This window comes from Rhodococcus sp. IEGM 1409 (assembly GCF_030056735.1).
Classification (GTDB): Bacteria; Actinomycetota; Actinomycetes; order Mycobacteriales; family Mycobacteriaceae; genus Rhodococcus_F.
In genome coordinates this window covers 214,214-221,825 of record NZ_JASHKN010000011.1, presented here as the reverse complement: position 1 = coordinate 221,825, position 7,612 = coordinate 214,214, and the positions used below count along the sequence as shown (strand labels likewise).

Below are 7,612 nucleotides of genomic sequence, written 5' to 3'. Positions count from 1 at the left end.
CTCGATCGACCCGCAGCAGCACCCGCGACCGGCGAACACCACATTCAAAACCTGACCGGGTGGTGGGACCCGGTCAGACACACAACTTCACGCCGATAGGCTCCATCTCGCAGATACATCCGAGGTGGAGCCCAGAGGCCGTGCACGGATTGGTAATCGATCGAGCATTTTCGGGAGCCTCGATGGGTGAACGCCTACTGCGCTGGGCGCTTCGACGGTCTGCGGAGGAAGGCGCGCAGTACCTGCGGCTCGATTGTGTGGAAACGAACGTGCGATTGCGTCGCTACTACTTGGACGCGGGTTTCGTCGAGGTCGGGCGTCGTGACTTCGGAGATGATGCCGACAACGGTTGGTTCAGCGTCGTGCTGTTCGAGCGCACTCCGACCTGATCCATTCACAGCAACCTTCCAGCCGGGTCCCAGTGCCGCCGGGGTTGGAGACGCGATCGTTGGCAGGACAGTAACTCGTGAAGGGACTTCCTGATGACCGCCGTTCTGCATCCGGCCCCACCTCAGCGGCCGGCACCAACTGCCCATCGAGCCGAGCCCTCGCCGTCGTGGTTCCGCACTCGCGGTACAGGATTGGCGCTGACAATCCTGTTGGCAGCAACGGCGGTCTTGTATCTGTGGAATCTGACCGCGAGTGGATACGCCAACACGTTCTACGCTGCGGCTGCGCAGGCCGGCTCACAAAATTGGAAAGCGTGGTTCTTCGGTTCCCTCGACACCTCGAATTTCATCACGGTCGACAAACCGCCCGCTTCGTTGTGGGTCATGGGTCTGTCCGGACGAATCTTCGGATTTTCGAGTGCCAGCCTCCTCGTTCCGCAGGCATTGATGGGCGTCGGATCGGTTGCACTCGTATATGCGGCCGTCAAACGAGTGGCATCGCCCGCTGCGGGTCTTGTGGCAGGAGCTGTGTTGGCAGCTACGCCAGCTGCCGCCCTGATGTTCAAATTCGACAATCCTGATGCGCTATTGGTTCTGCTCATGACTCTCGCCGGCTACTTCGTGATTCGGGCTATGGGCACGGTGACGGGTCGGCGAGCTGCGCTGTGGGTAGCCCTCGCCGGTGTTGCGCTGGGGTTCGCTTTTCTCACCAAGATGTTGCAAGGGTTGATGGTATTGCCTGCATTCGGAGGTGCGTATGTGATTGCCGGACAGGCACGTCTGCGAGCTCGCTTGGTCCACTTGGTGATCGGAGCCACGGCCGTTGTCGTATCGGCCGGTTGGTGGGTATTGGCAGTGTGGCTGTGGCCGGCGGATTCGCGCCCGTACATCGGTGGGTCGACCAACAACAGCGTCATGGACTTGGTGCTGGGATACAACGGATTGGGTCGACTTTTCGGTAACACCGGTGGTGGTGGTGGAATGAACGGTGGCAGTGCAGGTTCGAGCTTCGGGGGGAGTACAGGACTGGAGCGGCTGTTCGGCAGCGAGATGGGTATACAGATTTCCTGGCTGATTCCTGCGGCACTGATCGCATTGGTGTTCGGACTCCTGGCCCGGGGACGCGCACCGCGCACAGATCTTGTCCGTGCGTCGTTGATCCTGTGGGGTGGTTGGTTTCTCGTTACCGGCCTGATCTTCAGCTATATGTCCGGCACGATCCATCCCTACTACACAGTTGCGCTTGCGCCCGCCGTCGCGGGGATGATCGGGACCGGTGGATTCGCTCTGTGGTCGGTTCGTGCCCGCTGGATCGGACGTTGCGGCTTGGCTGCGATGATGCTGGCCGCAGGAATCTGGAGTTGGGTATTGTTGCACCGCAATGCCGACTGGCTGCCGATGCTGAAGTGGATTCTGTTGGTAGGCACGATCGTCGGCGCGATCCTGGTTCTGGTGGGAGCCAAGGATCGATTCCGAAAGCTTGCTGTCGCTGGATTGATCATCGGCTCGTTGGCAGGGATAGCCGGTTCGGCGTCTTACGCGATTGCCACTGCCGCAACCGCGCACGGCGGATCCATTCCTACAGCCGGACCCGTCGGTGCGGTGTCCGATTCCGGAATGGGCGGGAGAGGAGGCATGGGTGGGGGTCCAGAACTGCGAAACGGTGACGCTCCGCCGAATTCTTCTGACGCGACTGTAAATCCGACGTCGAACGGGCAAGAACCAAGCAGCGGTAGCGAAAGTACTTCCGAGTTGACGGCAATGCTGGTCAATGCGGGCACCACATGGTCGGCCGCGACCAACGGTTCGCAAAGCGCAGCAACCTACGAGTTGGCCAGCAATACCGCGGTGATGGCGATCGGCGGTTGGAGTTCCGATCCCGCACCGACATTGGACCAATTCATCCAGTACGTGGCAGACGGAAAAGTTCACTACTACATTGCCGGTGGCCAGGGCGGAAGCCAGAGAGACGGCCAAACCGGGGACAGCACGTCGAGTGCCATCCAGGAATGGGTCGAAGCCAATTTCACATCGACGACAGTGGGAAATTTCACGGTTTACGACCTCGCTGGGTATGTCGGATAGTGACGCAGTTGTTGCCGTACGCAATGATCGAGAAATGTCTGGGCACACCGCACACGAGTCGAACCGTCGTCGCGAGCAATGGACCTGGCGCGACGGGCTGGTGATCGTCTCGATCGTCGCATTGGGAACCGTTGTCGCGGCGGTGACGAACGAGGACGCGGGTACGTCGATTCCTGGCTGCGATTCGGTTGAATCGCCTGGTCCGCCGGTGCGATTCAACTACGGTTTCGCGGGCGAGCCTGGCTATGACGATCCGGACTATCCGTGGTTCTCGGGACCGAAGGCCACCGCTATGAGCGATGCACTACTCGAATCGTTGCCTTCCGATGTCGAGGTTGTATTTGCGAGTCCGTCGAAATCGCTCGAGTTTGCGCCGATCCAGAATTTCCGGGGCGCCTCGTTTCCGGACGGGGTCGACCCGATCGAGTTCAGCGGTTCGACGAAGGCAAGCGGGGCGGTAAGTCGCGGCGGGCAGACAGCCGATGTCTCGGTTCAGGTTCGTGCATGGGAACAGCCGGTGCCGCCATGTTTGGAGGGTCTTGTGGATCGGCGGGAGCATCTCGCGAACGGGACGGTGCTCGACATTGCGGATTTCGAGGAAAAAGTCGGTTCGGAAGTCGGGGGCAAGCGCGGTGTAGTGGCGTATCTCGGCGACGGATCCCGGGTTGTTGCCAGCATCGACACGTCGACGGGGGCTTCGACGGATACTGCCCCGCTTTTGACGATGGACGAACTGATCGCGCTCGCGACCGCACCAGGGCTTGCGGTGAGTGCGCCGGTTCCAGACTCGACGCCGCCGCCGATGGCATCCTGCTACACCGATTCTGTGAATGCCGGCCCACCTGCGACGCGCATGGATATCGACCGACTGAATCAGTTGCTCGATGCACGTTGGAAGGATCTCGGCGCGGCAGGCGTCACCTTGGAACGCCCGCTCGGTTCGTCGGTTCCAGATGATTACGGGCAGGGAGGAGTGTGCGAGCGAATCGTCGCTTCGACAGTGGACGGCCGCGGCGATGTCGAAATATCGGTTGGTACCGCTGTACCGGAACCGGGTGAGACACTCACGTTGCCGGGCTCGACCACCGTGACTCGCCTGGTCGATCCCGATGGCTCGGGCGACGACACGGTCCGGGTTGTCCACCCCTCCGGCGAAACCGTCGTGGTGACCCAGTTCGTGAAATCGGCTGGCTCCACCCCAGCGCTACCCTTGACGATCGAACAACTCGAGTTCATTGCAACCACACCAGGACTGATACTTTCGGCTCGGTGAGTGTGGTGCTGGCACAATAGTGACGAATTGTTCGGACCCAGTTTGTTCGGACCCAGTTTGTTCGGACCGGTTTTGTTCGTACTCAGTGACGTCGGAGGCTCAACGAATGGCCGATGCCAGCCCTGCTCGCGGTGACGATTTCTCCACCTGGTTAATCGACCAGTTCTCCGTGTACTGGCAGTCCGGCGGTGGGGCTCGCATCGAAGGTCGGATTGCGGGCTATCTGTTGATCAGCGAGTCGCCAGGTGTCAGTGCCGAAGAGTTGGCGCAGGCACTCGGAGCAAGTCGCGGATCGGTGTCCACCTACATTCGCCGGTTGATCGACCGGGGCTTCGTCAAGCGCACTCGCAAGCCTCGGGATCGGACTCACTACTACGTCATGGATTCAGACGTGTGGGGCGGATTCCTCGAAACAGAGCATGTGTATCTCGAGAATCAGCGCAAGCTCGCGACCGAAGCGCTACAGTACGCAAACCCCAACGGCCCCGCGTACATTCGTGTGCTCAACATGCGCGACTACATGGGGTGGATCATCGACAATCGCATGCTGAGCAGTGAGTGGATGCGATTCAAGAGCGAACGTGACGACAAGAAGCCCGCATCCGAATAGGACGCGGGCTTCTCGATCGCACGGTGCGTATCTAAATCACTTGTTCAGCTTCGCGATTGCCTCGTCGATCATCGGTACGTAACGCTCGAGCGACCAGGGCACGGTCAGTGGGTTGATCATCGAGGAACCCGTGACGAAGGGTTGTTCGGTCGGAGCGATCACAGTTCTGCGAGCCACAGCGGGGATGGCCTGGTAGGCCGGCTGTGCTTCGATCTCGGCGCGATTGGCCGGGTCCGAGTAGAAGGTGAAGAGTAGGTCGGACTTGTCGAGGAGGTTTGCGTTCTCCAGACCGATGACTGCTGAGTCTGTTCCTTCCGATTCCGTCAAGGTGTAGACGACGGGATCCACCTGCAAGCCGAGTGCGCGGACCATGGCCACACGCTGCTCTTCGGCGAAGAAGACGCCGAGCGTTCCCGGGCCCGTATTGTAGATGAAGGAGAAGCTGACGTCGGCGTAGTTCGCATGTGCTGCAGTCGATTCCGCGAACTTCGTCTTGATCTTGTCGATTTCGGCCGTTGCCTTCTCGGATTCACCCATGGCTTTGCCGATGACGTTGATCTGCTCTTCCCACGTGATGGTCCACGGGCTCTCGGCGTAGGCGACGGTCGGCGCGAATGCGTTGAGTGAGTCGAACTGCTGCTGAGTGATGCCGGACCACGGGGCGAGGATCAGGTCTGGTTCGAGAGCGATGATCGCTTCGATGTTGAGGTCGGTTCCGCCGATGAACTGCTCGGGCAATTCGCCACCTTGCTCAGTGACTGCTTCGTGTACCCACGGCAGATACCCGGTGTCGTCGCTGCCCCATGCGTACTTTTCGACGCCGACCGGGATCGTGCCGAGCGCGATCACGGTCTCCGCCGATCCCATGCCGAGGGTCACGATTCGCTCGGGCTTTTCCGTGATGACGGCGTTTCCGAGCGCACTTTCGATGGTGACGGTTTCGAAGTCGCTGTTGCCTGATTCGGTTTCAGCGTTGTTGTTGCTGCATCCACCGACCACAAGGGCGGCAACGACCAATCCGCTCAGTGTCACAGTTCGGCGAAGTGAGCGCACACGGGCGTATCGCATGAGGAACCTTCCGTTGTCGATGCGCTGAGGAGTGTGACTCCGACGGATCGCAGCCGACGGCCGGTTCCAGGTGCGCCAGGAAGCATAGGCTAGCCTTCTCTAAAGTTTCAAATCTGTTGAAAGTTCATCGAGGGCTGCTGAAAGACGCTGATCGGCAAACGTCCACTCGGAAGGGGAGCGATAGACGTTTGCCGATCACGTTCAGCAGGTAGGCACGTCGACCGTGATCTTCGGTTCGTCGACCAGCGGCTGAACCGGTACGCGGGCCTCGCCCTCGGCTGTGGGCTCGGTCAGATCGAACTTCAGTTCAACCGTTTGTCCTCGCGGAATGACGGCCCTCGTCATGTAGGCCGGGTGACCCTGCTCTGATCCGTTGACGGCAAACGAAATCTGCCCGCCCACCGAGACCGCGTCGAGTTTTGCTCCGGTCGTTGCCAGCAGGGTGACTGCGGCCACGTTGGTGCCGTTGGGCAGTCGTACGGGGTTGTCTACGATCCCGCTGACGTATTCGGTCAGGTCGGCGTCGGGTGCGTTGTTTGTCAGTCGAACGGTGACCGTTGTCTTTCGGGTGTCGCCGCTGCATGTCTGGGCTGTGTAGTCGATTTCTCTTGTGAGGTAATAGTCGAGCTTGTTGCCGGCTTGGTTGTTGATCACCACACCGGCATACGGCGCCGAATCTTCGGGGATCGTATGACCGAGGACCGTGTCGGCGAGAACAGATTGTTCGTCGGGGTGCGCGCTCCACACCGCGATTCTGCCCTCACTGACGCCCTTGCCCAGCGCTTCCAGCAGTGCGCTCGGAGACTTGATGTTCCCGGTCATTTTCTCGACGACGCGAGCCGCGATGGTCTGCAGATATTGCTTTCGTGCCTTGTTGTCGGAAGGGAAGCGTGCATACGCAGTCGACTCGGTCAGTTCCACGACGTTGTCGGCCGTCACCGACTCCCCGTCGGGCATCTTGATCGGCCCCACCGCTTTCAGGATGTAACTCAGGGCGATCGGATCGGTCGCTATCGCACCGTCGACCATCTCACCCCCGGACTCCTGTGACCACAGAGACTGCCAGATCTGTGCCGCGTAGGGAAAGTGCGAGCTGAGGTTGCTGTTGCGAGAATCGGTGGTCGGGCGACTTGTTCCGTACAGCTGGTTGAAGTCAGGACCAAGGTCTATCGGTTGATTGTCCAGTGTTAGTTCGGAGTTGGGGGAGAGTGTGTCCACTCGAGCGGCGCCGTCGTCGACTCGGACGATGCCGTATCCGCCCAAGAGACCCCCGGTTCCGCGGGCCTCCGCATTGGTCTGGAAACCGATGAAGTAATTGCGCGGTCCGTCGGTGCCGAGCATCGCCGGTGCGATGCGAGCCGCTGTGGCGGTGTTCGTCAAGAGGGTAGCCAGTTCGCTTGTCTGCGACTGCAATTCTGCTCGGGCATCGTTAACTCGGCCCAGGTACTTCGATTCGGGAACTTCCTGTGCCTGCGACGACAGAAATTCCGCGGCGATAGCTGTTTCGGCCAGTTTCGGTTCTGCTTCGCGTAACGGTGCGAGTGCCAAGCGTCCGCCGGGCTGCACCAATTCCGTTGGTGCGAGTGAAGTTCCGACAGTGACAGCAGGACCGAGAACGTCACGCGTGAGTCCCTGAACGACTTCGGTCATCTGGCGCGTCGAGTCGAAGGGCGACCCGATGACAGGAACAGCGGCGGCGACGTTCCAGGGAAGCGAATGGGTGTTGTCATAGGCGGTGGATGCCGCGAGATCGGCTTCCGCCGCGGCGGACTCTGCGACCCCCGTATCCCCGGCAAGGAGTGCACTCTTTGCCGATTGTGCATGGTCGCGAGCCGCTTCCAAGTTGCCCTGTGCCTCGTATGCCGTGTACCCGAGCCAGGCCACAAAACCGCCCACGACCAGTGTCGTTGCCGTGATCGCGACTGCAGTTCGGTGGCTTCGGAGAAATGCAGCCGACCCCTTGGGTTCGCGCTCCGGACCGCTCGGTGGGATGTTGACGGAGCCGATCGGTTCAGCCCCGGAATCGTCGTCGGACTTTGGTCCCACCGTGTCGTTGTTCATCCGCTGAAGCTCCTGACGTTTGAGTGCGTGAAAGCTGCGTCGACATGTCTAGCAGTGTTGGCCCGGTGGTGAAAACTTAGACGAGACAGTAGGGTTCGGTTCGGCCGTTCGTGGTGTTCGCTCCCA

General features: G+C 60.5%; 6 protein-coding genes. 4 read left to right on the top strand and 2 right to left on the bottom strand.

Annotated features, from left to right (window positions below):
• Nucleotides 1-59 precede the first annotated feature (59 nt).
• The 4 genes from QM716_RS25185 to QM716_RS25170 all read left to right on the top strand — a co-directional run bounded on the left by QM716_RS25185 (nucleotide 60) and on the right by QM716_RS25170 (nucleotide 4,357).
• Entirely contained in the window at nucleotides 60-389 is a 330-nt protein-coding gene (locus QM716_RS25185; RefSeq protein ID WP_349307366.1) for a GNAT family N-acetyltransferase, read from the top strand.
• Nucleotides 390-482: 93 nt separating this feature from the next.
• On the top strand, nucleotides 483-2,474 hold the full coding sequence (locus QM716_RS25180) for an ArnT family glycosyltransferase (protein ID WP_283306876.1): 1,992 nt from the start codon (nucleotides 483-485) through the stop codon (nucleotides 2,472-2,474).
• 34 nt (nucleotides 2,475-2,508) lie between these two features.
• Entirely contained in the window at nucleotides 2,509-3,747 is a 1,239-nt protein-coding gene (locus tag QM716_RS25175; protein WP_283306875.1) for a hypothetical protein, read from the top strand.
• Between the two features lie 106 nt (nucleotides 3,748-3,853).
• Nucleotides 3,854-4,357, top strand: a complete 504-nt coding sequence (locus QM716_RS25170; protein ID WP_283306873.1) for a GbsR/MarR family transcriptional regulator — start codon at nucleotides 3,854-3,856, stop codon at nucleotides 4,355-4,357.
• A 36-nt stretch (nucleotides 4,358-4,393) separates the two neighbouring features.
• On the opposite strand, the gene QM716_RS25165 is transcribed toward QM716_RS25170, so the two are convergent.
• Entirely contained in the window at nucleotides 4,394-5,425 is a 1,032-nt protein-coding gene (locus QM716_RS25165; protein WP_283306872.1) for an iron-siderophore ABC transporter substrate-binding protein, read from the bottom strand.
• Between the two features lie 201 nt (nucleotides 5,426-5,626).
• The gene (locus QM716_RS25160; RefSeq protein WP_283306871.1) at nucleotides 5,627-7,486 is read right to left on the bottom strand and encodes a DUF4012 domain-containing protein; all 1,860 of its coding nucleotides are present in this window, start codon (nucleotides 7,484-7,486) and stop codon (nucleotides 5,627-5,629) included.
• Between the last annotated feature and the right edge of the window lie 126 nt (nucleotides 7,487-7,612).

Bases quoted from the DNA above. Each gene is read 5' to 3' on its own strand.
- QM716_RS25180 (WP_283306876.1), top strand. From the start codon at position 483: ATGACCGCCGTTCTGCATCCGGCCCCACCTCAGCGGCCGGCACCAACT.
- QM716_RS25175 (WP_283306875.1), top strand. From the start codon at position 2,509: ATGTCTGGGCACACCGCACACGAGTCGAACCGTCGTCGCGAGCAATGG.
- QM716_RS25170 (WP_283306873.1), top strand. From the start codon at position 3,854: ATGGCCGATGCCAGCCCTGCTCGCGGTGACGATTTCTCCACCTGGTTA.
- QM716_RS25165 (WP_283306872.1), bottom strand. From the start codon at position 5,425: ATGCGATACGCCCGTGTGCGCTCACTTCGCCGAACTGTGACACTGAGC.
- QM716_RS25160 (WP_283306871.1), bottom strand. From the start codon at position 7,486: ATGAACAACGACACGGTGGGACCAAAGTCCGACGACGATTCCGGGGCT.